The 22,634-nt window shown below is 64.8% G+C and carries 29 protein-coding genes and 1 pseudogene; 6 read left to right on the top strand and 24 right to left on the bottom strand.

Annotation, left to right across the window (positions count from 1 at the left end):
• Positions 1-93 precede the first annotated feature (93 nt).
• The gene (locus C2134_RS16835) at positions 94-702 is read left to right on the top strand and encodes a TetR/AcrR family transcriptional regulator (RefSeq protein ID WP_103321266.1); all 609 of its coding nucleotides are present in this window, start codon (positions 94-96) and stop codon (positions 700-702) included.
• 31 nt (positions 703-733) lie between these two features.
• Here the strand turns inward: C2134_RS16835 and C2134_RS21755 are convergent, their stop codons facing one another.
• The 10 genes from C2134_RS21755 to C2134_RS16785 all read right to left on the bottom strand — a co-directional run bounded on the left by C2134_RS21755 (position 734) and on the right by C2134_RS16785 (position 8,247).
• Positions 734-868 carry a TIGR02450 family Trp-rich protein gene (locus C2134_RS21755; RefSeq protein ID WP_199179966.1) on the bottom strand — a complete coding sequence of 45 codons (135 nt, stop codon included), beginning with the start codon at positions 866-868 and terminating at the stop codon, positions 734-736.
• A gap of 350 nt (positions 869-1,218) precedes the next feature.
• On the bottom strand, positions 1,219-1,755 hold the full coding sequence (locus C2134_RS16825; RefSeq protein WP_083340924.1) for a lipocalin family protein: 537 nt from the start codon (positions 1,753-1,755) through the stop codon (positions 1,219-1,221).
• Positions 1,756-1,822: 67 nt separating this feature from the next.
• Positions 1,823-3,094: a DASH family cryptochrome gene (locus tag C2134_RS16820; protein ID WP_103321264.1), complete on the bottom strand. Its 1,272-nt coding sequence runs from the start codon at positions 3,092-3,094 to the stop codon at positions 1,823-1,825.
• Positions 3,091-3,249 carry a DUF2256 domain-containing protein gene (locus C2134_RS22230; protein ID WP_103321263.1) on the bottom strand — a complete coding sequence of 53 codons (159 nt, stop codon included), beginning with the start codon at positions 3,247-3,249 and terminating at the stop codon, positions 3,091-3,093. Before C2134_RS22230 ends, C2134_RS16820 begins: the two co-directional genes overlap by 4 nt.
• Entirely contained in the window at positions 3,246-3,683 is a 438-nt protein-coding gene (locus tag C2134_RS16810; protein ID WP_103321262.1) for a nuclear transport factor 2 family protein, read from the bottom strand. The genes C2134_RS22230 and C2134_RS16810 overlap by 4 nt, the downstream gene beginning before the upstream one ends.
• Positions 3,683-4,459, bottom strand: coding sequence for an SDR family NAD(P)-dependent oxidoreductase (locus tag C2134_RS16805; protein ID WP_103321261.1), 777 nt, complete (start codon positions 4,457-4,459; stop codon positions 3,683-3,685). Before C2134_RS16805 ends, C2134_RS16810 begins: the two co-directional genes overlap by 1 nt.
• Positions 4,456-4,989, bottom strand: a complete 534-nt coding sequence (locus tag C2134_RS16800; protein WP_103321260.1) for a DUF3833 domain-containing protein — start codon at positions 4,987-4,989, stop codon at positions 4,456-4,458. Before C2134_RS16800 ends, C2134_RS16805 begins: the two co-directional genes overlap by 4 nt.
• 3 nt (positions 4,990-4,992) lie before the next feature.
• The gene (locus C2134_RS16795) at positions 4,993-6,195 is read right to left on the bottom strand and encodes an SAM-dependent methyltransferase (protein WP_103321259.1); all 1,203 of its coding nucleotides are present in this window, start codon (positions 6,193-6,195) and stop codon (positions 4,993-4,995) included.
• Positions 6,192-6,968: a DUF1365 domain-containing protein gene (locus C2134_RS16790; RefSeq protein WP_103321258.1), complete on the bottom strand. Its 777-nt coding sequence runs from the start codon at positions 6,966-6,968 to the stop codon at positions 6,192-6,194. The genes C2134_RS16795 and C2134_RS16790 overlap by 4 nt, the downstream gene beginning before the upstream one ends.
• 1 nt (position 6,969) lies before the next feature.
• The gene (locus C2134_RS16785; RefSeq protein WP_103321257.1) at positions 6,970-8,247 is read right to left on the bottom strand and encodes an NAD(P)/FAD-dependent oxidoreductase; all 1,278 of its coding nucleotides are present in this window, start codon (positions 8,245-8,247) and stop codon (positions 6,970-6,972) included.
• A gap of 120 nt (positions 8,248-8,367) precedes the next feature.
• On the opposite strand from C2134_RS16785, the gene C2134_RS16780 reads away from it, so the two are divergent.
• The 3 genes from C2134_RS16780 to C2134_RS16770 all read left to right on the top strand — a co-directional run bounded on the left by C2134_RS16780 (position 8,368) and on the right by C2134_RS16770 (position 11,696).
• Positions 8,368-8,988 carry a TetR/AcrR family transcriptional regulator gene (locus C2134_RS16780; RefSeq protein ID WP_103321256.1) on the top strand — a complete coding sequence of 207 codons (621 nt, stop codon included), beginning with the start codon at positions 8,368-8,370 and terminating at the stop codon, positions 8,986-8,988.
• Between the two features lie 53 nt (positions 8,989-9,041).
• Complete coding sequence (locus C2134_RS16775) at positions 9,042-9,548, top strand: DinB family protein (protein ID WP_103321255.1); 507 nt, start codon at positions 9,042-9,044, stop codon at positions 9,546-9,548.
• A gap of 129 nt (positions 9,549-9,677) precedes the next feature.
• Positions 9,678-11,696 carry a methyl-accepting chemotaxis protein gene (locus C2134_RS16770; protein WP_103321254.1) on the top strand — a complete coding sequence of 673 codons (2,019 nt, stop codon included), beginning with the start codon at positions 9,678-9,680 and terminating at the stop codon, positions 11,694-11,696.
• A gap of 349 nt (positions 11,697-12,045) precedes the next feature.
• Here C2134_RS16770 and C2134_RS16765 read toward each other — a convergent pair whose 3' ends face one another.
• On the bottom strand, positions 12,046-12,684 hold the full coding sequence (locus C2134_RS16765) for an NAD(P)-dependent oxidoreductase (protein WP_103321253.1): 639 nt from the start codon (positions 12,682-12,684) through the stop codon (positions 12,046-12,048).
• 133 nt (positions 12,685-12,817) lie between these two features.
• Here C2134_RS16765 and C2134_RS16760 point away from each other — a divergent pair, with 133 nt between their 5' ends.
• A complete protein-coding gene (locus C2134_RS16760) occupies positions 12,818-13,735 on the top strand; it encodes a LysR family transcriptional regulator (RefSeq protein WP_233196488.1) in 918 nt (305 codons plus the stop codon).
• Here C2134_RS16760 and C2134_RS16755 read toward each other — a convergent pair.
• The 13 genes from C2134_RS16755 to C2134_RS16695 form a co-directional block, all read right to left on the bottom strand.
• Positions 13,696-14,652 carry a LysR family transcriptional regulator gene (locus C2134_RS16755; RefSeq protein WP_103321251.1) on the bottom strand — a complete coding sequence of 319 codons (957 nt, stop codon included), beginning with the start codon at positions 14,650-14,652 and terminating at the stop codon, positions 13,696-13,698. The two genes, C2134_RS16760 and C2134_RS16755, sit on opposite strands and share 40 nt — an antisense overlap.
• Before the next feature lie 409 nt (positions 14,653-15,061).
• Positions 15,062-15,388: a RebB family R body protein gene (locus C2134_RS16750; RefSeq protein ID WP_071109856.1), complete on the bottom strand. Its 327-nt coding sequence runs from the start codon at positions 15,386-15,388 to the stop codon at positions 15,062-15,064.
• A 29-nt stretch (positions 15,389-15,417) separates the two neighbouring features.
• Positions 15,418-15,741: a RebB family R body protein gene (locus C2134_RS16745; protein ID WP_071109857.1), complete on the bottom strand. Its 324-nt coding sequence runs from the start codon at positions 15,739-15,741 to the stop codon at positions 15,418-15,420.
• 23 nt (positions 15,742-15,764) lie between these two features.
• Entirely contained in the window at positions 15,765-16,088 is a 324-nt protein-coding gene (locus tag C2134_RS16740) for a RebB family R body protein (protein WP_071109858.1), read from the bottom strand.
• A gap of 31 nt (positions 16,089-16,119) precedes the next feature.
• Positions 16,120-16,446 carry a RebB family R body protein gene (locus C2134_RS16735; protein ID WP_103321250.1) on the bottom strand — a complete coding sequence of 109 codons (327 nt, stop codon included), beginning with the start codon at positions 16,444-16,446 and terminating at the stop codon, positions 16,120-16,122.
• Between the two features lie 332 nt (positions 16,447-16,778).
• Positions 16,779-17,102, bottom strand: coding sequence for a RebB family R body protein (locus C2134_RS16730; protein ID WP_071109860.1), 324 nt, complete (start codon positions 17,100-17,102; stop codon positions 16,779-16,781).
• A 77-nt stretch (positions 17,103-17,179) separates the two neighbouring features.
• Positions 17,180-17,896, bottom strand: coding sequence for a hypothetical protein (locus C2134_RS16725; RefSeq protein WP_071109861.1), 717 nt, complete (start codon positions 17,894-17,896; stop codon positions 17,180-17,182).
• Positions 17,889-18,089 (bottom strand): hypothetical protein, encoded by a 201-nt coding sequence (locus C2134_RS16720; RefSeq protein ID WP_071109862.1) that lies wholly within the window; start codon positions 18,087-18,089, stop codon positions 17,889-17,891. The genes C2134_RS16725 and C2134_RS16720 overlap by 8 nt, the downstream gene beginning before the upstream one ends.
• 95 nt (positions 18,090-18,184) lie before the next feature.
• Positions 18,185-18,625: a lysozyme gene (locus C2134_RS16715; RefSeq protein WP_103321249.1), complete on the bottom strand. Its 441-nt coding sequence runs from the start codon at positions 18,623-18,625 to the stop codon at positions 18,185-18,187.
• A gap of 87 nt (positions 18,626-18,712) precedes the next feature.
• Positions 18,713-19,198: a hypothetical protein gene (locus C2134_RS16710; RefSeq protein WP_103321248.1), complete on the bottom strand. Its 486-nt coding sequence runs from the start codon at positions 19,196-19,198 to the stop codon at positions 18,713-18,715.
• Positions 19,176-20,276, bottom strand: coding sequence for an extracellular catalytic domain type 2 short-chain-length polyhydroxyalkanoate depolymerase (locus C2134_RS16705; RefSeq protein ID WP_103321247.1), 1,101 nt, complete (start codon positions 20,274-20,276; stop codon positions 19,176-19,178). Before C2134_RS16705 ends, C2134_RS16710 begins: the two co-directional genes overlap by 23 nt.
• Positions 20,277-20,298: 22 nt before the next feature.
• Positions 20,299-20,691, bottom strand: coding sequence for a hypothetical protein (locus C2134_RS16700; protein ID WP_103321246.1), 393 nt, complete (start codon positions 20,689-20,691; stop codon positions 20,299-20,301).
• Positions 20,692-20,951: 260 nt separating this feature from the next.
• Positions 20,952-21,755: a bestrophin-like domain gene (locus C2134_RS16695; RefSeq protein WP_103321245.1), complete on the bottom strand. Its 804-nt coding sequence runs from the start codon at positions 21,753-21,755 to the stop codon at positions 20,952-20,954.
• 255 nt (positions 21,756-22,010) lie between these two features.
• On the opposite strand from C2134_RS16695, the pseudogene C2134_RS16690 reads away from it, so the two are divergent.
• Positions 22,011-22,529: pseudogene (locus C2134_RS16690) on the top strand (REP-associated tyrosine transposase).
• Positions 22,530-22,634 lie beyond the last annotated feature (105 nt).

The following is a 22,634-nucleotide window of genomic DNA, read 5'->3' as shown; positions in this document are numbered from 1 at the left end:
TTGGTTTAAACTGTACGGTACGGTATAGTTATATTTCGAGTGAAATGCCCTGTCAAGAAAAATTGAACTGTACGGTTCAGTTTAAAGGTGGATATGCGTACAAAAAGCGAAAGCAAGCGTCAGGCGATCGTCGCCGCGGCGACCGAAGTGTTTCTGGAGCGCGGCTACGAGGCGGCGTCGATGTCGGAGATTTCCACCCGCGCCGGCGGCTCCAAGGCCACGCTTTACAACTACTTCTCGTCCAAAGAGGCGCTGTTTCTGGAAGTGATGGCCTGTCTGGCCTCAGAGATGTCCCAGGTTTATGTCAGGCTGGTGCCGGGCGGCGACCTGCCGGCGGTGCTGCAGGATTTCGGCGAGGCGTATCTGGACAATCTGTTCAGTCCGGAGCTGCGCGCCTTGCGCGCCATCGTGATGGGCAGCGGCAGCCGCTCCGAAGTAGGGCTGCTGTTCTATGAAAACGGTCCCAAGGTCGGTTGGGGCAAGCTGGCGGAGTTCATGGCTGCGGAGATGCGGGCCGGCCGCCTGCGCGAGGCGTCGCCATGGACGGCGGCCATGCATTTTCATGGCCTGCTGCATGCCGAATGCCAGGTGGCGATGATCACCGGCCTGGTGGATGAGCTGGCGCCTAAAGAGGCTCGGCCTGCCTGGGTGGCGTCGGCTGTCGAGGTGTTCCTGATCGCCTACGGCAAGCCTGCCGCCTGAGGCTATCGATTTCGCCAGACTGGGGGCGAAGCTATCTCCAGCCTTGCAGCCATTGCGCGGCGTCGGTCAGCGCGCGCCACGGCAGTTCGGATTGGCGGCGGGTGTAGACGGCCTCCAGCGTCACCGTCTGCACCGGCCCGTCCGGCGCGGGGCGGTTCAGCGCCACCACTAGGGGCTGTTGACGTTTGGTGAGTGGATCGCGTTTGCGCCGATTTGGACCGGAAGCAAGGCGCGCAGTCCGACGCATAGTCATTCTATGCAAGGGCTGGGCAACGTGGCTCCCGGCCCAAAGCGGCCAAACCCGTAGGGCCGGGCGCCTTTCGCGCCGACTCTTCGTTGTTCCGCGCTGGCAGAGAATGACTATGCGGCGCGCGAAACGCCTCGATTCGCCGCGAAATGCGCTCCGGCGCGACCGCTCACCAAACGTCAACAGCCCCTAGGAAGTGCTTTTCCTTGTTTCGCGGCGCGGCGGCGGTCCATTTGCTGTTCAGCAGCTTGTCCGGATTCAGGCGCGTCTTAGTTGTCGGCACGGTTTTGCTCTACCCAGATCAGCTGATCGGCCGGCACCTTCAGCTTGGACGCCACCGCCAGCAAGGCCGTTTTGGCGGCCGCCGGCGGCTGCTTGTCGCGCGCGAGCAGCCATAGATAGTCCTTGTCCGGCCCCACCACCACCGACCAGCGGTAGTCCGGGTCCAGCGCCGCCACATGGTAGCCGCCGTAGAACGGCCCGAAGAACGATACCCGCAGCGAGGCGACATCGGACAGGCCATTGAACCAGGCCTTGCCCACCGCTTCGCGCCAGCCGGCGATGGCGGGGTCGTAGCCGCGGTTGACCACGCGGATGCTGCCGTCCGGGTTCAGGCTGTAGTCGGCGCTGACGGCGGTCAGGCCGCGCTCGAAGCGGTGGTCCAGCCGGGCGATCTCGTACCAGCGGCCCTCATAGCGCGTCAGTTGGAAGGGCCGCACCGGGGCGATGCCGGGCGGCGGCGCGGTGTCGCAACCGGCGAGCAGGGCGGTCGCCAAGGCGAGCAGCGTGATGCGTCGTTTCCACATATTGGTTCCCATCATCGGTCTGGAGGTTGGCGCGGGCGCGGGCGCGGATCGCGCCGCCTGCGCGCGCTCATGTGGTGCTCCACAGCGCGCGGTAGCGGCCTTGGGCATCGTGCTCCGCCGCCTGGCGCTCGGGATTGAAGCGGCGGCCGCCGCGCGGATCGGTGCCGCGGCCGGCGATATACAGCCAGTTGCCCTGGTTGCTGCATGCGTCGTAATCGATCAGCTGCGATTCAAACCAGGCCGCGCCGGCGCGCCAGTCGCCGCCGCACTCGTAAATCAGATAGCTGGCGGCCACCTGGCGCAAGCGATTGGACAGATAGCCGCTGGCGCTCAGCTCGCGCATGGCCGCGTCCACCAGGGGCTGGCCGGTTTCGCCTTTTCGCCAGCGCTGGAACGCCGCCGCATCATGCGCGGGCGGCGGCAGGGCTGACAGGCCCGCGGCGTGATAGAGCCGCGGCCCATGCCGCAGGTGCAGGAAGCGGAAGTAATCGCGCCACAGCAGTTCGAAGCCTATCCAGCCGCTGCCTTCGCTTGCGCCGTGCCTGGCTTCGAACGCTTTCAGCATTTGCCAGACCCGGCGTGGCGACAGCGCGCCGCTGGCTAGCCATGGAGACAACTTGCTGGAAAAGTCGACGCCGTACAGCCGGTCGCGCGTCGCCTTGTAGCGATGCGGCAGTCCGCGCGACAGGTATTGCTGGAAATGGGCGCGCGCCGCGGCTTCGCCGCCATGGCATGCCGGCAGATGGTAGGGAAAGGACGAGCGTGGTTCGATGGCCGCCGGCGTGCGGGCAGGCGGTTCGCGCGGTGTCCAGCCGGCCGGTAAGGGCGGTAAGGCGGCTGGGGCGTCTTGCGGCGGCAAGGGCTGTGGTCCGGTTTGCTCCAGCGCGCGGCGGAAGGCGGTGAACACCGGCGGCAGCCGTTCGATGGCAAACGGCAGCTGTTCCGGCAGGAACAGGCTGGATTGCCAGATTTCGCACACCTGCAGGCCGGCTTGGCGCAGCGCCAACGCTTCGGCCTCTTCCTCCGGCGCGGCGATGCGCTCGCATACCACGCGATCGGCGCCGACTTCGCGCGCCAGCGCCGGCAAGACGATTTCCGGCAGGCCTTGCAACTCGCACAGCGCGCTGCCGCGGCTGCTCAAGGCGGCGCGCAAGCTATCCAGGGCCTGGCCGATGAAGGCGGCGCGGTGGCGGCCCAGACGCGGGAAGTCCCAGCCGCTGTCGCGGGCGGGCCGGTGGCAATACACCGGCAGCAAGGCTGCGCAGCCGCAGGCGGCCAGCAAAGCCGGGTTGTCGTCCAGCCGCAAGTCCTGGCGCAGCCAGTACAGCGTTGCGCTCATGGCTGGCCTGCCCGCTGGCGGCGGCAGCGTTCGGAACAGTATTTGACTGCGTTCCAGTCGCGCTGCCATTTTTTGCGCCAAACCATGGTTTTGCCGCAGGCGGCGCAGGGCTTGGCCGGCAGCGCGGCCTTATTGCCGCGGAAAGCCGGCTTCATGCCGGCACGCGCAGCTTCCTGCGCATCCAGGCGATAGGCAGTCCCAATAGCGGAATCTTTTCGAACAGCTCTTCCGCCGCGTCCCAGTAGTCGCGGTGCAGCATCACCTTGCCGTCGGCGTCGAAGCGCAGATGGCTGCCGCCATGGATGTTGACGCGGCGGCCGGAATAGGCAAAGTCGAAATCCCAGGTGATGAAGGCCTGATCGCCATCGCGCAGCGCATGCAGCACGGTGAAGCGCGGCTCGTCCACGGTCTTGAACATGTGGCGGAACACCGCTTCGATGGCGGCGACGCCGCGCACATCGTTGAACGGGTCTTTGAAGCGGGCTTCGTCCGCGTAATAGCGGCTTATCTCGCCAAGGCTGTCCGGCGTCAAGGTCTGGAACCAGTCCAGCAACGCCTGCCAGGCGTCGGGAGAAGGGATGCGTTTCATCAGCGTGCCAACCTCGTCAACAAGGGTAGCCGCAGCCAGTACGGCAGCAGCTGCAACAGCTTCAGCCACAGGGTGAAGCGCCAGGGAAAATGGATTTCGAAACGGCCGCGGGCCAGGCCGCGCATGATGTTGCCGGCGGCTGCGCGCGGCGATAGCAGGCCGGGCATGGCGAAGTCGTTCTTGGCGGTCAGCGGCGTGGCGACGAAGCCGGGATTGACCAGATACACCGCCAAGCCCAGCGGTTTGAGTTCGGCGTACAGGATTTCCGCCAGGTTGATCAGGGCCGCCTTGCCCGGCCCATACACGACCGCGCCCGGCAAGCCGACATAGCCGGCGACGCTGGCGATCAGCGCCACGCCGCCGCGGCCCTGCCGCGCCATCGTCGGCAGCACCACCTCCAGGCCAAGGTAGACGCCGAGCAGATTGGTGTCGAGCAAGCGGCGGGTTTCCTCGGCATGCAGGTCCAGGCTGGTCTGCGGCCGGTAGTCGGCGGCGCAGAACACCACCAGGTCCGGCAGCGCGGCGGCATCCTCCAGCCGCGCCCAGGCCGAGCGCCAGGAAGTGGGATCGGTCACGTCCAGCGTTTCCACCCGCGCGCCGGGGCGGCCGTCGGCCAAGGCATGCATCGGCGCGGCGCGCCGCGCCGACAGGATCACTTCCGCGCCGGCGTCCAGCAGTTCGGCGGCCAGGGCGGCGCCGATGCCGCTGGACGCGCCTATCACCCAGACCCGGCGCGCTCGCCAGTCCGGTATCGCCGGGTTCAGGCGCAGTTTCATCGCGCAGACTCCGGCTTGCGGAAAAACAGCGTGACTTCGCCGAGCGGGAAGCCGAACTTGCTCATGGTGGCGCGGTTGAGCAGGCTGTTGTCGTCCTGCAGGAACATCCAGTCGTCAAACTGGACGTCGTATTCCTTCCCGTCCACCGGCAGCCGCAAGGTATAGCGCCAGCGCAGCGCATTGCCGGCCGCTTCGCCCTGAGCCTCGCCCACCACGTCGGCGGCTTGGCCGCGCCAACGGCCGCCGCCTAGTGGCTGCAAGCGCCAGACACGTTGCTGCCGCGTGCCGTCGCTGTACTGGAAGCGCTCGTTCAGCACTATTTCATCGCCGCGGCGTTCGCCGTCCATCGCCACGGTAAAGCGCTTCACCAGACGGCCCTGTCGGTCCTGAAACATGCCCCAGGCCTCGGTCTTGCCGAGGAAAAACTGGCCCGGGTCCAGCAGCGGGCGGTTGGCGGCGTAATCGCTGACTGCCGGGCCGGCGCAACCGGCCAGCAAGGCGACCATGGCGAGCAGGGGCGGGCGGCGCATGATTCAGCTCCTTTGCAGCAAGAATTGCGACACGCCGATGCGGTTTTCGTCGAAACCGGCCTCGCAATAGCACAGATAGAGCCGCCACAGGCGGATGAAGGGCTCGTCGAAGCCCTGGGCGCGCACCTCCTGCAGCCGCGCTTCGAAGGCGGACCGCCAGCGGCGCAGCGTCTCGGCGTAATCGGGGCCGAAGTCCAGACGGTTGCGGCAGGCCAAGCCGCGCTGTTCCGCGGCGCGCTGGAAGCGTTCTCGGCTGGGCAGCATGCCGCCGGGGAAGATATAGGCCTGGATGAAATCGGCTTCGGCGCGGTAACGCTCAAAGCGCGCTTCTTCGATGGTGATGCTTTGCACCAAGGCGCGGCCGCCGGGCTTCAGGCAGCGGCGCAGCGTGTCGAAATAGCCGCCCCAGTAACGCTCGCCCACCGCCTCGAACATCTCGATCGATACGATGGCGTCGTACTGGCCGCGGAGATCCCGGTAGTCCCGCCACTCCAGCCTCGCCAGCGGCTCATGGGCCAGCCGGCCTTGGGCGAAGTCCAGCTGCGCCTGGGAGATGGTGATGCCATGCACGGCCACGCCGCGCCGGGTCGCATGCTCGGCGAAACCGCCCCAGCCGCAGCCGATTTCCAGCACGCGCATGCCAGGCTTCAGTTGCAGTTCGTCGCAGATGCGTTGGTATTTGGCGGCCTGGGCGTCGGCCAGCGAGCGGCGGTAATCGCCGTCGAACCAGGCGCTGGAGTAGGTCCAGCTCGGGTCCAGCCACAGCCGGTAGAAGTCATTGCCGATATCGTAGTGGGCATGGATGTTGCGGCGGCTGCCGCGCCGGCTGTTGCCGCGCAGCGCGTGGCGCAGCCGGTGCCACAGCTGGCTGGCCAGCCGCCCCAGCGCGCCCAGCTGCAGCGCGTCCTCGTTGCGCAGCGCCAGCCGCAGCAGGGCGGTCAGGTCCGGGCTGTTCAGCCAGCCGTTTCGGTAGGCCTCGGCGAAGCCGATATCGTCGCCCTGCAGGATGCGGGCGCAGGCGCGCCAGTCAACCAGGATCAGGCTGGCATCGGCCGGCTGCTTTGGCTGGCCGAACCATAATTCCTCTCCATCCGGCGTGGTCAGTCGCAGGCTGCCGTGGCGCAGCTTGGCCAGCAGCGACAGCAGCATGCGGCCGGCGGCGGGGAGGTCGGGACGGGGTTGAGCGAGGGGTTGGCTGGCGCTCATGGGGCGGTCTCCTGGCCGCGGCTGAGCGTCGCGGCGGGGGGATGGGGTTTGCGGAAAAACGGCACGCGCTTGAGCCACAGCCGCAGCGCCTGCCAATGAATGCGGGCGACCACCCCCAGCGTGAGCAGCGGCTGCCGCAGCAGCGCGCGCAGGGCGCGGCCGGAGGTCAGCGCGGCCATGCTGCCGGACAGCGCGGTGTGGAGCAGCGCGCCGGCCTCGTCGTGATAATCGATGCGCACCAGGGCATGGCCGGCTTGCTCGACGAAACGGAAGCGGTAATGGCCCTCGACGCGGCAAAACGGCGAGACATGCAGCAGTTTGCGGCATACCAGCTGGCTGGCGGGCTGGATGGTCCCGCCGCGCTCGGCGCTGAGCAAATAAGCATGATGTTCGCCGAAGGTATTGTTCACTTCGGCCAGCACCGCGCGCAGCTCGCCTGCGGCGTCGTGGCAGTACCAGAAGCTGACCGGGTTGAATACGTGGCCGAATACGCGCGGGAAAGTCTGCAGCCACACTTCGCCGTCGGCCGGCAGGCCGGCCTCTGCCAGCCGGGCCCGTATCCACGGCAGCAGCGGGCTGCCGTCGCGCGGGCCGTAGTCGGCGGTGCGCAGCATCAAGGGCCGCCAGCGGTCGACGCCGAAACAGAGGCTGGACAGCCGCTCCAGCGCCGACAGCTTCAGCCGCAGGCAGAACACCGGGTAAACGAAGCGGTTGCGCGCCGGGCGCAGCCGGTGATGCATGACCTGTCCGGTGATCAGATAGGCGTCGGCCATGTCAGATCCTTGCCCAGTCCGGCGCCAGGCCAAAGTCCGCAGCCACCCGCAGTCCCGACTTCAGCCCGTCCTCGTGAAAACCGTAGCCGGTCCAGGCGCCGGCGAACCAGCAGGCATGGCGGCCCTGGATGCCGCGCAACGCGCGCTGCGCGGCGATGGCGTTGTCGTCCAGCAGGGGGTGCTGATAGGCGAAACGGCCCAGCACCTTGTCCGCCGCCGGTGGCCGCGGCGGGTTCAGGGTGACGATGACCGGCGTGTCCAGCGGCAGCGGCTGCAGCCGGTTCAGCAGATAGCTGACGCCGACGGCCTGGCCGTCGTCGTGGCTGTCGCCGATGAAGTTCCAGGCGGCCCAGGCGCGGTGGCGGCGCGGCAGCAGGGTGTCGTCGCAATGCAGCACGGCCTCGTTGGGCTGGTAGCGCACGGCCTGCAGCACCGCGCGCTCGCGTTCGTCGGCGTCCACCAGCAAGCGCAGCGTCTGCGGGGCATGGGTGGCGAACACCACCGCGTCGAAGGTTTCCTCGCTGGCCTGCGTCAAGACACGGGCTTGGCCGTCCACCCGGCTGACGCGCAGCACCGGGGTGCCCAGACGGATGTCGTCGAGGCCGGCGGCGATCTTGTCCACATATTGCCGCGCGCCGCCCGGCACCGTGCGCCATGGCGGGCGGTTGCGGATCTGCAGCAGGCCGTGGTTCAGGCAAAAGCGCAAAAAGGTTTCCGCCGGAAAGTCCAGGATGTCGCGGCAGGGGCTGGACCAGATGGCGGCCGCCATCGGCAGCAGGTAGTGATCTCGGAAGCGGCGCCCGTAGCCGCCGGCGTCCAACAGCTCGCCCAGCGTCAACGGGGACTGCACCGCACGGGCCAGATTGCGCTCGGCCTCCCGATTGAAGCGCAGGATGTCGCCCAGCATGCCCCAGAAGCCGGCGGACAGCAGATTGCCGCGCTGCGCGAACACGGTGTCCAGATTGCTGCCGGCCCATTCCAGCCTGCTGTGGTCCAGCGACACGCTGAACGACATCTCGGTGGGATGGCTGGGGATGTCCAGCTCCCGGAACAGCGCGATCAGATTGGGATAGGTGCGTTCGTTGTACACCAGGAAGCCGGTATCGACGGCGAAGCGCAGGCCGTCCACCGCCACATCGACGGTATGGGTGTGGCCGCCGAGATAGTCGTTGGCTTCAAACAGGGTCACCAGATGCCGGCGCGCCAGAAAATGCGCGGAGGCCAAGCCCGAAATGCCGCTGCCGATGACGGCGATGCGTTGTCGCTGCTGTGTGTTCACCGTGAATCCTGTATGGAAAAAGCGGGTGCAAGCCTTGCTTGGCAGCCTGGGTCGGCTGCTTTATATTCAGAATATAACTGGTAAGAAAAAAATGCTACTACTTAGTAAAAGGTGTTACTGATGGGTATTCTCGGCAGGCTCAGCTTTAAGGATCAGGCATTCAAGCTGAGGGAACAGGCGGTGCTGGATGCCACCACCCGCATGCTGGCCAGCAAGGGCTTCGACTTGATGACCATGGACGACGTGGCGGGCGAAGCCGGCATCTCCAAGCCCAGCCTGTACAAGCATTTCAAGTCCAAGGACGAGCTGGCCACCGAGGTGATGATCCGCCTGCTGGACGATGCCCAGGCTTACCTGGCCGCGCAGGACGCCGCGCTGAGCCCGCTGGGCCGGCTGCGCGATTTGCTGGCCTGGGCGCTGCGGGTGCGTTTGTCCGGCGGCCTGCCCTTTTTGCCATCCACCAGCCCCCAGGTGCGCGGCATGCTGACGCGGAGCCTGCGTTACGTCAGCCGCGCCATCAAGCTGCACAAGACTTTGCAGGGCATCGTGGAGCAGGCGAAAGAGGCCGGCGAGCTGCGCGCCGAACTGCCAGCCGACGTGATCCTGTACAGCTACTACGCCCGCACCTGCGATCCGGCGGTGGAATACCTGCGTGTCTACGGCAAATACGCGGACGAGGAGATTATTCGGCACATGCTAGGGGTTTGTTTTGAAGGGATGGCCGATAGGGCAGGGGGATGATCTTGAAATGACATGTGAGAGAATGGCGTTTTCATCCCGACCGGACACTTTCGATGAACACCGCGCTGTTTCACTCGCTGTTTCGCTGCAAATCCTGGGCCGATGAAGAGCTGTACGCGATGGTGGCGACGCTTGACGCGGCGGCTCACCCAGAGAAGCGCCATGCCGCCATCCGCATCCTCAACCATATCCACGTGGTGGACCGCATCTTCCGCGGCAATCTGACCAGCCAGCCGCATGGCTATGCCGCCACCAATACGCCAGACACGCCGGAACTGGCCGAGCTGCTGGAAACCGCGCGCGACACCGATGCCTGGTATCTCGACCATGTGGCCGGCTTCAGCGCCGAGAGGCTGTCGGAAACCATCCATTTCGCCTTCACCGACGGCGGCCACGGCCGGATGAGCCGGGCCGAGATGCTGCTGCAGGTGATTACCCACGGCGGCTACCACCGCGGCGCGGTGGGGCGCATCCTGGCCGATTGCGGCATCCAGCCGCCGCGCGACATCTACACCCGTTACCTGCACGACAACGAGCCGGCGCGCCGTCAGCCGAGCTGAATCCGCCGTGGGTGTGGTAATTACTCCACATCAAGATATCTCTCGCAAAATATTCATCTTGCGCTTGTACAGCCTTGTTACAATTGCCGCCAATATTCCGCCGGTATGGGTTCAAGGTGGATTCCGTGAGTGAATCCGCTGCTGTATCGTCGTTTCGCCCGGCAAGTGGGTTGGCCGGGCTTTCCCTTTTTTTCATGTCAGGAAGCCAGCAAGATGTTCAAGAACTGGTCGGTCAAACAGAAAATCCTGGTCAGCGTGGCGCTGATCCTGCTTGTTTCGCTGGCGATCGCCGGCGTGGTGTCCACCCGCATGTTCAAGACCGCGTTGACCGAGCGGCTGGAGCAGCACGAACTGAAGGCGACGGTGGAAGCCATCCGCAACGAACTGGACGCGTCCATCTCGCTGCCCTTGAGCCAGACCCGCCAGATGGCGGCCAACACCTATCTCTTGGACTGGACCGCCGCCGGCGAGCCCGAATCCGGCGTGGCCGCCTGGCAGCATTACGCCAAGGCGCTGATGCAGACCTCCGGCGCCTCCATCATCTCCTGGACCTCCGAGGCGACGCTGAACATCTACATCGATCACGGCACGGTCAAGGCGGACCCCAAGGGCAACGACAAGTGGCTGGCCGACTTTCTGGCTTCCGGCCGCGACAGCCAGTTCACGCTGGGCTCGGAAACCGGCAAGCAGCAGGTGATGATGTTCGTCAACGTGCTGGCCAACAAGGACAAGCCGGGCCATCGCGCCGTGGCCGCCCTGGGTTTTGACGTGACCCAGATGGCCGAGCGCGTGCGCAAGATGGCCGTGGGCGAGCATGGCCAGGTCTATGTGGTGGACGCCAGCGGCCAGGTGCGCCTGCATCGCGATCCGGCGCTGATGCAGAATAAGACCCTGCTGCCCGGCCTGCCGGGCATGGCCGAGGTGGCGCCGCAATTGCTGAACAAATCCGGCTTCAATCTGGCGCATTTCAATGGCCCGGGCGGCCCCACCATCGTCGCTTCCAGCTATATGCCCAGCGCCGACTGGTTCGTGGTGGTGGAAATGGACGCGGACGAAGTCTACGGCGCGGTGACGCGCACCATCGCCTGGGTGGTGGCGGTCGACGCGGTGGTGATGGTGTTGTCGCTGCTGTTGATCTGGTGGGTGTCCGGCTTCATCAGCCGTCCGCTGGTGGAACTGCGCAACGCGATGCGCTCGCTGAGTTCCGGCCACGGCGATCTGACCCTGCGCCTGCCGGTGCAGAGCGGCGATGAAACCGGCCAGGTGGCCGAAGCCTTCAACCGCTTCATGGAGCAGCTACGCGCCATGTTCCTGCAAGTGCGCGAGCAAAGCGCGCAGCTGCACCGCAGCGCCGGCGAGTTGACGCGCATGACGCAAAGCCTGTCCGAGGGCTCGCGCTACAACGCGGACCTCAGCGAAACCACCGCCGCCACCATCGAACAGCTGTCGGTCAGCGTCAGCCATATCGCCGGCAACTGCCATGGCACGGCCGAGGCGGTGGAACAGGCCGGCGCGCTGTCCTCGCAGAGCGCGGAGGCGGTGGGCAAGGTCAGCGTGGAGATCGGCTCCGTCGCCGCCTCGATGGATGAAGTGAAAACCGTGATGGAACAGCTGGAGCGCCGCTCCGCCCAGGTGGGCAGCATTGCCGGCGTGATCAAGGATATCGCCGACCAGACCAATCTTTTGGCCTTGAACGCGGCGATCGAGGCTGCCCGCGCCGGCGAGCAGGGCCGCGGCTTCGCCGTGGTGGCCGATGAAGTGCGCAAGCTGGCCGAACGCACCAGCCAGGCCACGGTGGAAATCGATGAGATGGTGGACGGCATGCAGCAAGGCTCCGGCCAGGCCCGCGAGCGCGTGGCCAAGACCTATGGCGCGGTGCAGGGCGGCGTGCAATTGGCCGAGGAAGCGCAGCGCCAGATCGCCGAGATCCAGTCCAGCATGCAGCTGGTGGTGCGGCAGGCGGCGGAAATCCGCGACGCGGCCAGCGAACAGTCCAAGGCCACCGAAGACATGGCGCGCACGGCGGAGCAGATGTCCAATCAGGCCTCCCAGTCCGACGCCGAGATCAGCCGCGCCGGCCAAGTGGTGGCCGATCTGGAAAAACTGTCGCAATCGCTGGAGCAGGTGGTGGGGCGGTTCAAACTTTAACCACCTGCACACAGCGTTTTGTGGGGAGCAGTGCGTTTGTGATGCGCCCCAGTCCCTTCAAGCCTGCCGCTGGGTGGCAGGCCCGAGGTTTTAAGCGGCTGCCTGTTTGAGCCCCGCGACGTTAGCGCGGGGCGAGTTCAGCCGCGCCTCGGGCCTGACGGGACCCGGCGGGAAGCCGCAGGCCAGGCTTGCAGGGTGGCCTTTAGGGGTGGAGGGGATATTTGGCCACACAAATATCCCCTCCCTGCATGCCGGGCAGCCCCGGCATTGAAAATCATCATCCGCGAGGCGGATTCGAACAAAAAGCCGCTACGGTCAACCGTAGCGGCTTTTTCATTAACGGGATAAATCAGTAACCCACAGTGAAGCGGCTGCGCGGATGCGCGCCCTTTTCCAGCTCATCTATCATGGCGACGGCGTAGTCTTCGACCGAGATGTGGCTGTTGCCTTCGGCGTCGACCAGCAGCTGATCCTTGCCGAGGCGAAACTGGCCGGTGCGCTGGCCCGGCTGCAGCATCGCCGACGGGCTCAGCAGCGTCCAGTTCAGCTCAGTTTCGGCGCGCAGCAGGTTCAGCGCTTCGCGGGCGCCCAGCGCCGAGGCCTTCCATTGTTCCGGAAATTCCGGGGTGTCCACCAGCTGTACGCCGGGCGCCACTTCCAGGCTGCCGGCGCCGCCGACCACCAGCAGGCGCGGGGCTTGCGCGGCCTTGGCGGCGGCGATGATGGCGCGCACGCCCTTGACGTAGTAGTCGAATTGCTCGGCCTGGGCGTGGCCGCTGAAGGCGCTGATCACGGCATCAAAGCCTTTCAGCTGCTCGGCCAGCGCCGCGCTGTCCTGCACATCGGTTTTCACGGCGGCGAGGTTGGCTTGCGCTTCGATGCGTTCCGGGCGGGAAACCAGCGCGGTGACGTGGTGGCCGCGGGACAGGGCTTCTTTCAACAGGGCGGAACCGACATAGCCGCTGGCGCCGATCAGTGCGATTTTCATGGTGAGACTCCTGGTTTGATATTGGATTGGGGCGCCGCGACGCAGCGCTGATGGAGTGCATGATGCGCTTTTGAATTGATTCGATAAACGGCTGAAACCATAATTGATTGTTATTGGAAAATTGACAGTTGATATGGCGAGAGGCGTAGAGAACAATCTGGAAGGGCTGCAGATCTTCGTGGCGGTGGCGGAAGCCGGCGGCTTCACCGCCGCCGCGGAACGGCTGGGCATGACCAAGGCGAATGTCAGCCTGCAGGTGGGCCGGCTGGAGTCGCAGCTGGGCGCGACGCTGTTCACCCGCACCACCCGGCGGGTGAAGCTGACCGAAGCCGGCCAGGCCTTGTATCTTGACGCCCAGCCGGCGCTGGCGGCCTTGCGCGACGCATTGCTGCAGGCCGGCCACGGCGCGGCTGAGCTGTCCGGCGTGTTGCGGCTGACCGCTCCGGTCAGCCATATGGCGGAGTCCGTCGCGCCGGCAGCCACCCAGTTCATCCGCCAGCATCCCAAGCTGCAACTGGAGCTGCACGCCAGCGACCACATGGTGGATCTGGTGGCTGCCGGGATGGACTTGGCGATCCGGCTGGGCACTTTGCGCGATTCCTCGCTGCGGGCGCTGAAACTGGGGGAGTTCGCCCAATTGCCGGTTGCCTCGCCGGCTTATCTGAAAGCGCGCGGCACGCCGGCGCGGCCGGAGGAACTGGCCGATCACGACTGGGTGGCGCTGACGCTGTTGAAAACGCCATTGAGCTGGCCGTTTAGCGGGCCGGCAGGCGAGGAGGCGACAGTCAGGACGCGGGCGCGCATCAAGGTGGACTCCGCGGCCTCGCTGCGCACGCTGCTGCTGGCTGGGGCTGGCGTGTCGGTGCTGGATTCGTTCAGCGTGCAGGACGACATCCGCCAGGGGCGGCTGGTCCATCTGTTGCCGCAGTGGACCCTGCCCAAGGGCGGCGTCTACGCGGTGTTTCCGCCGGGCCGCCACGCGCCGGCGGCGGCGCGCGCCTTTGTCGAGTTCTACCGCGTATTGCTGGCGCGGCCGTCGCTGTCCGGCTGAGCCCGGTTATCCGGCAGCGCGGCGGCCACCCGCGGCAGCACGAAGTCGATGAAGGTTTGGTACTTGCGCGACAGCGGCGTGCGGAACGGATGCACCAGATAGATGGGCCAGTAGTCGCAGTGCCAGTCCGGCAAGACCCGCACCAGCTCGCCGCTTTGCAGATGGCGCGCGACCGCGTAGTCGGCCAACAGCGTGATGCCGTGACCGGTCAGCGCCAGGTCGGCGCGCAGCGGATAGTCGTTCAGATACAGTTGCGCGCCCACTGGCTGGCGCAGCAGCTGCTCGCCCTTTTTCAGCAGCAGGCCATCGCGTTGCTCCGATTCCATCACCAGCAAGCGATGCGCGGCCAGGTCCGATGGCTGGCGGATGGCCGGGTGGCGGGCCAGATAAGCCGGCGACGCGTACAGGTTTTCGCTGGCATAGCCGGCCAGCCGCGCCACCAGGCTCTCATCATGCACGGTGTGCGAGCGCGCCGAGCGCAGGCAGAAGTCCAGCACATCGGCCACCGGGTCCTGCAGGCGGTTGTTGACCTGCAGCGACAGCTGCAATTCCGGATACAGGGCGGCCATCTCGCTCAATGCCGGCCCCAGCACGTATTGGGCCAGCGACGAGGTGGTGCTGATGGTCAGCGGCCCGGCCAGATCGCTCTGGGTCTGGTCCACCGCCATCCGGGCCTGCGCCATGGTTTCCCGCAGCCGCGCCGCGTGCGGCCGCAGCCGCTCTCCGGCCTCAGTCAGCGCCACCTTGCGCGTGCTGCGCAGCACCAGCACCGCCCCCAGCTCACGCTCCAGCGCCTTGACGCGGGCGCTCACCAGGCTCTTGTGGCAGTCCAGCAGATCGGCCGCGGCGGTGAAACTGCCGGCGCGCGCCAAAGCATCGAAAGCCAGCAGGTTGTCGGGCGAGGGAATTGTTTTCATATCAGGACAATTGGTCCGGGATTACGTGTTTATCCCGCACATTGTAGCGCCTATTCTGGCATGCATCATCAACCTGACATGAAGGCGAGGCGCCAGATGCGCTACCTCTACCGCTTGTACCCGTGGCTATTCCAACGCGAAATCGCCCAGCGTTACCGTTTCAGTCGGCGACGTCATTGGGAGATGGAGGCGCGGCGGGTCATTTTTTGATTGAGCCTCACGGGATTGGTTGCGGCCTTGGTGTGGTAGGCCAAGGCGGTTGGACCATCTGGGCATGTGGCTGGTCTCATGTATAGAAGGCGGTTCTGATACCGGCGGTGTGGATGGATTGAGGGGGAGTTTTGAAGTAGCGCTAACAAAAAAGACGCCCCGTTTCCGGGGCAGAACAAATGAGGAGAACGGGGGAGGCTCAGCGGTTCTGGAAACTTTGCAGCACGGTCAGCAGGCTGGTCAGATTATCCGCTACGCCGCCTTGCGATACTTTTTCGGTGCCGGCGGCGGCGGCCATGGTGTTCATGCTGTAGATCTGCATCACGCCCATATTGGCGGCGGCTTGCGCCAGCGTGTTTTGTTGCTGTTGGGCCGACACGGCGTTCTCGAACAAGATGCCGGTCGAATGCGCCATGGTCTGGTACATGGAGCCCATGGCCATGGCCGGCGCCTCGCCCAGCACTTTGACGTTGGATTGGGTGACGGCGTCGGTGATCTGATTATTGACTGCGGTCGGGAATGCCATTGCGTATCTCCTGGTTTAGGTTATGAAAATCAGCGGTTCTGGAAGGCTTGCAGCACGGTCATCAGGCTGGACAGATTGTCCGGGATGCCTGCTTGGGACACTTTTTCAGTGCCAGCGGCGTCGGCCATGGTGTCCACGCTGTAAATCTGCATTACGCCCATATTGGTGGCGGCCTGGCCCAGCGTGTTCTGTTGTTGTCGGGCGGATACCGCGTTTTCGAACAGGATGCCGGTGGAGTGGGACGCGGTTTGGAAAAGAGAACCCATGGCCATGGCCGGGCCTTCCGCCAGCACTTTGACGTTGGTTTGGGTGACGGCGTCGGTGATCTGGTCATTCACGGTGGTGTACGCCATGTATTAAATCTCCTTGTGTACGCTTAGCGGCGGAACGACTGCAGCACGGTCATCAGGCTGGACAGGTTGTCCGGAATGCCGGCCTGAGACACTTTTTCCGTGCTGGCGGCGTCGGCCATGGTGTCCACGCTGTAGATCTGCATCACGCCGGTATTGGCGGCGGCCTGGCTCAGCGTGTTTTGCTGTTGCTGCGCCGAGACCGAGTTCTCGAACAGGATGCCGGTGGAGTGGGACGCGGTCTGGAACAGCGAGCCCATCGCCATGGCCGGGGATTCGCCCAGCACTTTGACGTTGCTCTGGGTGACGGCGTCGGTGATCTGGCTGTTGACGGAGGTGTTGTAAGCCATGATTTAGCTCCAGTTGTGGATTAGGGACCGATCAGCGGTTTTGGAAGCTTTGCAGCACGGTCATCAGGCTGGACAGGTTGTCCGCAATGCCGGCTTGGCTGACTTTTTCGGTGCCGGCGGCGTCGGCCATGGTGTCCATGCTGTAGATCTGCATCACCCCCATATTGGCGGCGGCTTGCGCCAGGGTGTTCTGCTGCTGCTGCGAGGACACGGCGTTCTGGAACAGGATGCCGGTGGAGTGCGACGCGGTCTGGTACAGCGAACCCATGGCCATGGCCGGGGATTCGCCCAATACCTTGACGTTGCTCTGGGTGACGGCGTCGGTGATCTGGTCGTTGACGGAAGTGGGGAAGGACATGCGTTTCTCCTTGCTGGAAATGAAAATGGGCGGATTGGGCAGCCGGTAAGGGCTGGGTCGGGTTCGCCGATTTGCCGGCGCCGGCGGCCTGCCCGAGCCTAGCCCCGCCGCCACGCGAGCAGCGGGCGGAACCGGTGGCTGAGGTTGAGCGGCCGGTTGTCTAGGCGGCGGTGCGAAGACCGGGGGCCGTGGCGCGGCAAACTGCGGCCTGACGACGGCCGCCGGGAAGCGATTGGCGACGGGGCGTCGGGCAGACCGCTTTCTGCGCCGGCTGAACCACGAGCGTATCCATCTGCTGAATGACATGGCTCAGCTCCGTGGCCGGGCGCGGCTTAGCGACGGAAGGACTGCAGCACGGTCAGCAGGCTGGTCAGGTTGTCGGCAATGCCGCCTTGACTGACTTTCTCGGTGCCGGCGGCGGCGGCCATGGTGTTCATGCTGTAGATCTGCATCAGGCCCATATTGGCCGCGGCCTGGCTCAGCGTGTTTTGTTGCTGCTGCGAGGACACGGCGTTCTGGAACAGAATGCCGGTGGAGTGGGCCATGGTTTGATAGATGGAACCCATGGCCATGGCCGGGGATTCGCCCAGCACCTTGACATTGGACTGGGTGACGGCGTCGGTGATTTGGTCATTGACGGAAGTCGGGAAAGACATGCGCAGCTCCTTGTTTTAGATGAGAGAAATAAGACACCGGGTGGAGGGGGCGGCCGGCTGGCCGTCCTCCCCAGGTGTTACTGCATGGACGGCGGCGCGGGCGGGATGTGAACGTCCGCAGTGGGCGCATTTGCGGCGGGGGCGGGCGAGGCATCGGCCATGTTTTGCGTTGCGGATATGGCTGGAGTGCTGGTCGGAGCCATTTGCGCATTGGGCGCGGCGGGCATCTCCAGCGCTGTCGGCTGCGGGGCAGGGGCTGGAGGAACCGCAGGCGCAGCGGAATTTGGCACCGCATCCTTGATCTGCAATTTCATCACCACCTCCTGCAACTGCGCGGACAGTGGGCCGAAATACTGCTGGAAGCATTGTTCCACTTCCTGCCGCGCTAGGTTGGACAGATGCTCGGCGATCTGGCTGAGCGCCAGCTGGCTCCCCGGCTGCAGGGCGTTCATTGCTGGCTGTAGCGACGATGGGCGCAGCTCGGCCAGGCTTTGCGTGCCTTCCAGTAGCTTGAGGATGGCCTGCTCTTCCGCCTCCTGCACTTGCAGCGCCTGGCTGGAGCTGGCCTGGATAGAGGACAACAGATCGCGCATATTGGCGTTGGCGTGATGATGGCCATTCGAGATGGCATGCTGGGTCTGTTGCCGGGCTTGCTGGATGGGTGCTTGGGCTGAGGGATTTTGCGTCTTCTGCTGAAACGCCATCAGCGTTTGCGCCTCTTGCGGCAGCAAAGAACGGCCCAGGTATTGTTCCGCTACCTGGCGCAAAGCGGGGTTGAGCGGCGCGTCAGCCATGGCTGGCATCCTGGGCTTGGCTCACCAGCGGGGCCAAGGCGCTGCGCATGGCCAAGAGCGCGTGCAAGACCGACAGGCAGCGGCTGTCGTCATGGCCAGCGGTGGCGTTCATCAAATCATTGGCCCAGGCGCCCAGATGGTTGCCCAGCAATTGCGAAACCTGCTCGTGCAGATGGTTCAGTTCGTCTTGCATGGCGTTTCTCCGTAAGAAAAGAATGAGAAAACAGCCCGCGCGGCTACGCCGGCGGGCTGTTGCAAGAACGGGTGAACGCTGCGTTTGTGAAGGCGTCAGTTGGCGACCGGAGTCTGGAACAAAGCCTGCTCGGCCTGGCGGCGGCGCTGCAGACCTAGCACCACCTGTCCGCCAGCGTGGTCCCAGCGCAGGAACTGTCCCGCGGCGCCGGCATAGTCGCCTTGGTTCAACAAGCGCAACAGCGTGGAGCCTTGCAGACTGCGCAGGCCCAGGTTGTAGCTGAAGCTGACCAGGGCCGAGAACTGGTTGGCGTTCAGCGGCGCCGTGGCCAGCTTGCCGACGCCGGCCTCGAAAGTGGCGAGGTCCTTGGCCAGCAATTGGTCGGCCTGGGCTTGGGTGATGACTTGGCCTGTTTTCACGTCTGGCCCGGTGTGGCCGTAGCCTATGGTCCAGACGCCCACCATGTCCTGGTAGGCGATCAGTCTGAGGCCTTCGAACTGCTTGATCAGCGCCAGGCCGGCGGCATTGGTTTTCATGGAGCTTCCTTTGCGCATGGTAGGGTTTGCCGCACCGGGTTTGCGCGGCGAGGATGGGATGGGCGCAGTGTGCGCGGCGGCCGGTCTTCAGGCCGCCGGCGCCTCATCCGGCGGCGGCGTCAGCCATTGGCGCAGGCATTGCGCCAGCGCCGGCGGCAGCTCGCTCAGCGTTTGCTGCAATGACTCCATGCGCTCGTCCCACAGCTGGCGGCCTTCTTGGCTGGCGGCGTTTAGGGCGAGCAAGGCGTCGCCGTCGCCGCGCGCCTCTTGCAGCGCCTGCTGCAGCTTGTAGCCTTGTCCACGCCAGGCGGCGGCCCATTGCAGCTGCCACAGCAGGCATTGCCGAGCGTATTCGGTCCAGGTGTCGTCGCACTGGCGGCCCAGCTCCAGCCAGGACGCCGCGCCGGCGCGCTGTTGCCAGGCCTCCCGCCATTGCTGTAAGGCCTGTTGCTGCCATTCGCTCAGTTTCTCGCCTCCGTTCAGCCCAGCCAGCAGCCAGGCTTTCCATTGTCCTTCTTCCGGCAGACCGGCGAAAACGAGCCGGCTCCAGTCATCGGGGGTGTTCGCGCTCATGGCGGTCTCCTTTGAGGCGTGGGCTGTTCAAGCGGTCCACCATCGCGCGGATCGCGGCCATCTGCGGCGCTTTTTTGACGTAGTAGTCCGGGTTGACCGGGTCTTTGCTGCTATAGCCCCAGAAGTCCCAGCAGCCTTGCGGATTACGGTTGGGGTCGCTGCGGATTTGCGGATACAGCACCACGATGCGGTTGCTGTCGGCGATCTCGTTGTAGCCGGTGGAGGTGTAAAAGCGGTTGCCCATGCCTATGCTTTTGTCGTTGCCGTTGTCTTGCTGGGTACAGCCATGGAACACCACGTGCGCGCGGCAGCTTTCCTTGCGGCAGGCGGCTGGGATATAGATATGGCCGATATCGGACAGCCCGGTATAGCCCTTCTTGGAGAACTCCGTCTGATCGAAGTCTCGCAACTCGCCGGACAGCTTGGCGACGGGCGGTTTCAATTGTCCGTACAGCTGGCGCAGGATGTCCTGCGACTGGAAAAAGCCGCAGTTGTTGAGATTGGGCGCGGCATTGGCCGGACAGGCCAAATCGTCCTCATTGGCGGTGAGCAGCGCGTGGCCGGCGTTGACGTTGTCCACGTAGCGGATCTGGGCGTCCGGCACCCCGGCGTTTTGATAGAAGGCGCGGGTCTGCGCCACCACCTTGGACAGCACAATGCTGTCCGACGCGCCGGTGAAGATGTACAGCCGCTGGCGCTGGATATTGGCCACCGGGTCGATCAGGCCTTGGCCGGCGAACTTCTGCGCCGCCTGCCAGGCCGCCGCGCCGGAGGGGACCGGACCAAGCGGGCGCATGCATAGGGTGGTGGCGGTGGTCAGGAAACGCTCCGCACCATTCAGGCTGCCCAAACCGGCGCAATAGAACGGCCCGCCGGCCACGATGCCGGCGCCGGACACCGCGGCCGAGTTGGCCACGCTGAACTGCGCCGCCATGAAGGCGCCGGACGACAAGCCGGACACGGTGTTCTGTTTGGCGTCGGTTCCCAGGGCCGGCAGCGGCGCGGCGGCATGGGCCAGGCTGCCTGCGGCCAGCCACAGCGCGGCCAGCAAAGCGGATTTGAGGAAGGTGAGGCGCATGGTGGTTCTCCTTATGTGAGTTTCACTGGTTCAGTTTTTGCAGCTCATTGATGCCGGACCAGCCAACAAAGATCAGTCCCAATTCCGTGGCGCCGAACGAGTAAGGCAGCCCTACCAGAATGCCCATCGCCAGCCCCTTGGCCAGCGCCATGCCGGCATCGTCCATCTGCGTCAGCGCGGCGCTGGCCGTGGTGAGCAGCAGCAACAGCAGCCCGGCCAGCAGGAAGAAACGGATCTTCTCCTGCAGGGCCATGGCCTTGGCCATGTCCAGCAGCATCACGTCCCACAGCTTGTCCGACGCCAGCGCCACGATGGCGGACAGCAAATGCACCGGGCTCTTACCCAGCTCCGGGATGCTGCCGCGCAAGAGGCCCGCGGGCTGGGCGGCGCTGCTGTCCTGATCGGCGTTGTCCATGGCGTGGCGTCTCTATTCATGAAAGGCGGGGCGCAAGCGGCGGCCTGGCCGCGCCGTGGATGTTGATGGGACGGCGATTAGGCCTTGTCGTGAATGGCGCGGGACCCGTAGCGCGGGTTGGCCGGAGGCCATACCTGCGAACCCTATTTCATGTCATCGCATGCGGCGCTGTGGCATCTGATTGTGTGTATGGCCTAGCGGGCCAAGCCGCTCGACGGGCTGAGAATGGATCGCTTGCGTCCGCAGACAAAAGCCAGGCGTCAATATTGCAGGGAGTCGTTGGCAATGGCCGCCATGGCCTGCCGGTAAGCCCCGTAGTTGACGGCTACCTGTTCATCGGCAAGGTAAGGGGTGTCATAGATCAGAATCACCACCAGGGTGATGGAGATGGATACCGCCAGCGCGGCAATCATCACAAATTGCAACGCAGGCCTGGAGAAGTGCAGCAGCCAGGCCAATACGACAATCAGCACTTCACCAATCAGCGAAATGATCCAGGCTTCCGGCGGCACGGCCATAGTCTGGTGGCTGAGTCGGGCATGGCGCGCAGCGTAAAGCGATTCGAGTTGTTGTGATGCTTGCTGTTTTGCCGCCAACTGCCCGGCGGTGTCGGGATGGATATTGCGCAGTGCGGCGCTGATTTGTGCCAGTTCTTCGGATTGCATCGAGAGAATGGCTCCGTTCATTTGCTGAGGCGCCTCCTTTTCAACGACGGTCCTTAAATAATTCAGTAGCGGCGGTTTGAGCTGAGGTGCCAAAGCCGCATCGCCGTTCAGAGCTGCTCGGTAAAAAGAGGTGCTGACTTGCGCTTCCTGTTCCACGGCTTCCGACGCAATATCGAAATGGGCTATCGCTCTCATCAGCAAGGCTGCGATGATCAATCCGTAGAACACGCCTATCACGGCGATGATGACGCCCAGTTCGTCGTTTTTGTCATGCTCCAGCCAGGGTCTGAGCGGTCGTAACAATAGCCCGACGCAGGCTGTCAAAAGCAGGCCATGCAAACTTCCCACGTAGATTTGCGTGGTAGAAGGCAGGGCATTGAACACATCAAATAGCGACATGGGAAGTTCTCCAATGCAAAGTCCGGTATTGGATGTACGGCCATCGCGGATGTGGGTGAGGAGTGTTGGCTGGCCTGGATGCAAGTGCGTGAAAGGGGACGCAGGCCTGAGGCTATCTTGCGATGGGCATGATGCGATGACGACGGATCGCGTGAATGGTCAGGCAGGCTACTCCGCGCTACCTGGCTGGCCTATCGGCCCGGCGCGCCGGCGCATATGGCGTGCAAGAGTGGGCTTTTTTGCCGAGACCAATATATGGCCCGTTTTCGGCGAGACCGCCTGCTCGGCGGCTGCTATTTCTTCACCGTGGTGACCGAGCGCTGGCAACGCATCCTGCTGGAGCCTGATGTGCGGGGCGCCTTGCGCGAGGCTATCCTGGCGGTGCGGCGCGAACGGCCATTCGCCATCGATGCTTAGGTGTTGTTGCCGGATCATTTGCACGCGATTTGGACTCTGCCGGACGGCGATGCCGATTACGCCATGCGATGGCGCGAGATCAAGCGGCGCGTCACCCGCGCAGTGGGGCAACGGTATTTCCGGGCCGAATGGCAGAGCGCCCGCCGCGCCGCCAAAGGATGCGGCACCTTGTGGCAGCACCGCTATTGGGAGCACCGCATCCGCGACGAAGCCGATTTCGCCGCGCATTGGGATGACGCGCATTTCAACCCGGTCAAGCATGGCCTCGCCGCCAGCGCGGCGGCGTGGCCGTATTCGACGTTTCACCGTTACGTCCAGGCCGGACGGTATCCCGCCGATTGGGGCGGAGCCACGTAGCGCGGGTTGGCCAAAGGCCATACCCGCGGAATGCGGCGGAGAAGTGGTGCGTGCGTTGTGGAAGGGGCGAGTAAGGACAATGAACAGCGGCGAGGAAATCGCGGG

This window comes from Chromobacterium sinusclupearum, from assembly GCF_002902845.1.
GTDB lineage: Bacteria > Pseudomonadota > Gammaproteobacteria > Burkholderiales > Chromobacteriaceae > Chromobacterium > Chromobacterium sinusclupearum.
The sequence above is the reverse complement of the archived record's forward strand: the minus strand, read 5'-3'. Positions and strand labels throughout refer to the sequence as shown.

Coding starts and splice junctions, on each gene's coding strand:
- C2134_RS16835 (WP_103321266.1), top strand. CDS start 94: ATGCGTACAAAAAGCGAAAGCAAGCGTCAGGCGATCGTCGCCGCGGCG.
- C2134_RS16825 (WP_083340924.1), bottom strand. CDS start 1,755: ATGTGGAAACGACGCATCACGCTGCTCGCCTTGGCGACCGCCCTGCTC.
- C2134_RS16820 (WP_103321264.1), bottom strand. CDS start 3,094: ATGAGCGCAACGCTGTACTGGCTGCGCCAGGACTTGCGGCTGGACGAC.
- C2134_RS22230 (WP_103321263.1), bottom strand. CDS start 3,249: ATGAAGCCGGCTTTCCGCGGCAATAAGGCCGCGCTGCCGGCCAAGCCC.
- C2134_RS16810 (WP_103321262.1), bottom strand. CDS start 3,683: ATGAAACGCATCCCTTCTCCCGACGCCTGGCAGGCGTTGCTGGACTGG.
- C2134_RS16805 (WP_103321261.1), bottom strand. CDS start 4,459: ATGAAACTGCGCCTGAACCCGGCGATACCGGACTGGCGAGCGCGCCGG.
- C2134_RS16800 (WP_103321260.1), bottom strand. CDS start 4,989: ATGCGCCGCCCGCCCCTGCTCGCCATGGTCGCCTTGCTGGCCGGTTGC.
- C2134_RS16795 (WP_103321259.1), bottom strand. CDS start 6,195: ATGAGCGCCAGCCAACCCCTCGCTCAACCCCGTCCCGACCTCCCCGCC.
- C2134_RS16790 (WP_103321258.1), bottom strand. CDS start 6,968: ATGGCCGACGCCTATCTGATCACCGGACAGGTCATGCATCACCGGCTG.
- C2134_RS16780 (WP_103321256.1), top strand. CDS start 8,368: ATGGGTATTCTCGGCAGGCTCAGCTTTAAGGATCAGGCATTCAAGCTG.
- C2134_RS16775 (WP_103321255.1), top strand. CDS start 9,042: ATGAACACCGCGCTGTTTCACTCGCTGTTTCGCTGCAAATCCTGGGCC.
- C2134_RS16765 (WP_103321253.1), bottom strand. CDS start 12,684: ATGAAAATCGCACTGATCGGCGCCAGCGGCTATGTCGGTTCCGCCCTG.
- C2134_RS16760 (WP_233196488.1), top strand. CDS start 12,818: ATGGCGAGAGGCGTAGAGAACAATCTGGAAGGGCTGCAGATCTTCGTG.
- C2134_RS16755 (WP_103321251.1), bottom strand. CDS start 14,652: ATGAAAACAATTCCCTCGCCCGACAACCTGCTGGCTTTCGATGCTTTG.
- C2134_RS16750 (WP_071109856.1), bottom strand. CDS start 15,388: ATGGCATTCCCGACCGCAGTCAATAATCAGATCACCGACGCCGTCACC.
- C2134_RS16745 (WP_071109857.1), bottom strand. CDS start 15,741: ATGGCGTACACCACCGTGAATGACCAGATCACCGACGCCGTCACCCAA.
- C2134_RS16740 (WP_071109858.1), bottom strand. CDS start 16,088: ATGGCTTACAACACCTCCGTCAACAGCCAGATCACCGACGCCGTCACC.
- C2134_RS16735 (WP_103321250.1), bottom strand. CDS start 16,446: ATGTCCTTCCCCACTTCCGTCAACGACCAGATCACCGACGCCGTCACC.
- C2134_RS16730 (WP_071109860.1), bottom strand. CDS start 17,102: ATGTCTTTCCCGACTTCCGTCAATGACCAAATCACCGACGCCGTCACC.
- C2134_RS16725 (WP_071109861.1), bottom strand. CDS start 17,896: ATGGCTGACGCGCCGCTCAACCCCGCTTTGCGCCAGGTAGCGGAACAA.
- C2134_RS16720 (WP_071109862.1), bottom strand. CDS start 18,089: ATGCAAGACGAACTGAACCATCTGCACGAGCAGGTTTCGCAATTGCTG.
- C2134_RS16715 (WP_103321249.1), bottom strand. CDS start 18,625: ATGAAAACCAATGCCGCCGGCCTGGCGCTGATCAAGCAGTTCGAAGGC.
- C2134_RS16710 (WP_103321248.1), bottom strand. CDS start 19,198: ATGAGCGCGAACACCCCCGATGACTGGAGCCGGCTCGTTTTCGCCGGT.
- C2134_RS16705 (WP_103321247.1), bottom strand. CDS start 20,276: ATGCGCCTCACCTTCCTCAAATCCGCTTTGCTGGCCGCGCTGTGGCTG.
- C2134_RS16700 (WP_103321246.1), bottom strand. CDS start 20,691: ATGGACAACGCCGATCAGGACAGCAGCGCCGCCCAGCCCGCGGGCCTC.
- C2134_RS16695 (WP_103321245.1), bottom strand. CDS start 21,755: ATGTCGCTATTTGATGTGTTCAATGCCCTGCCTTCTACCACGCAAATC.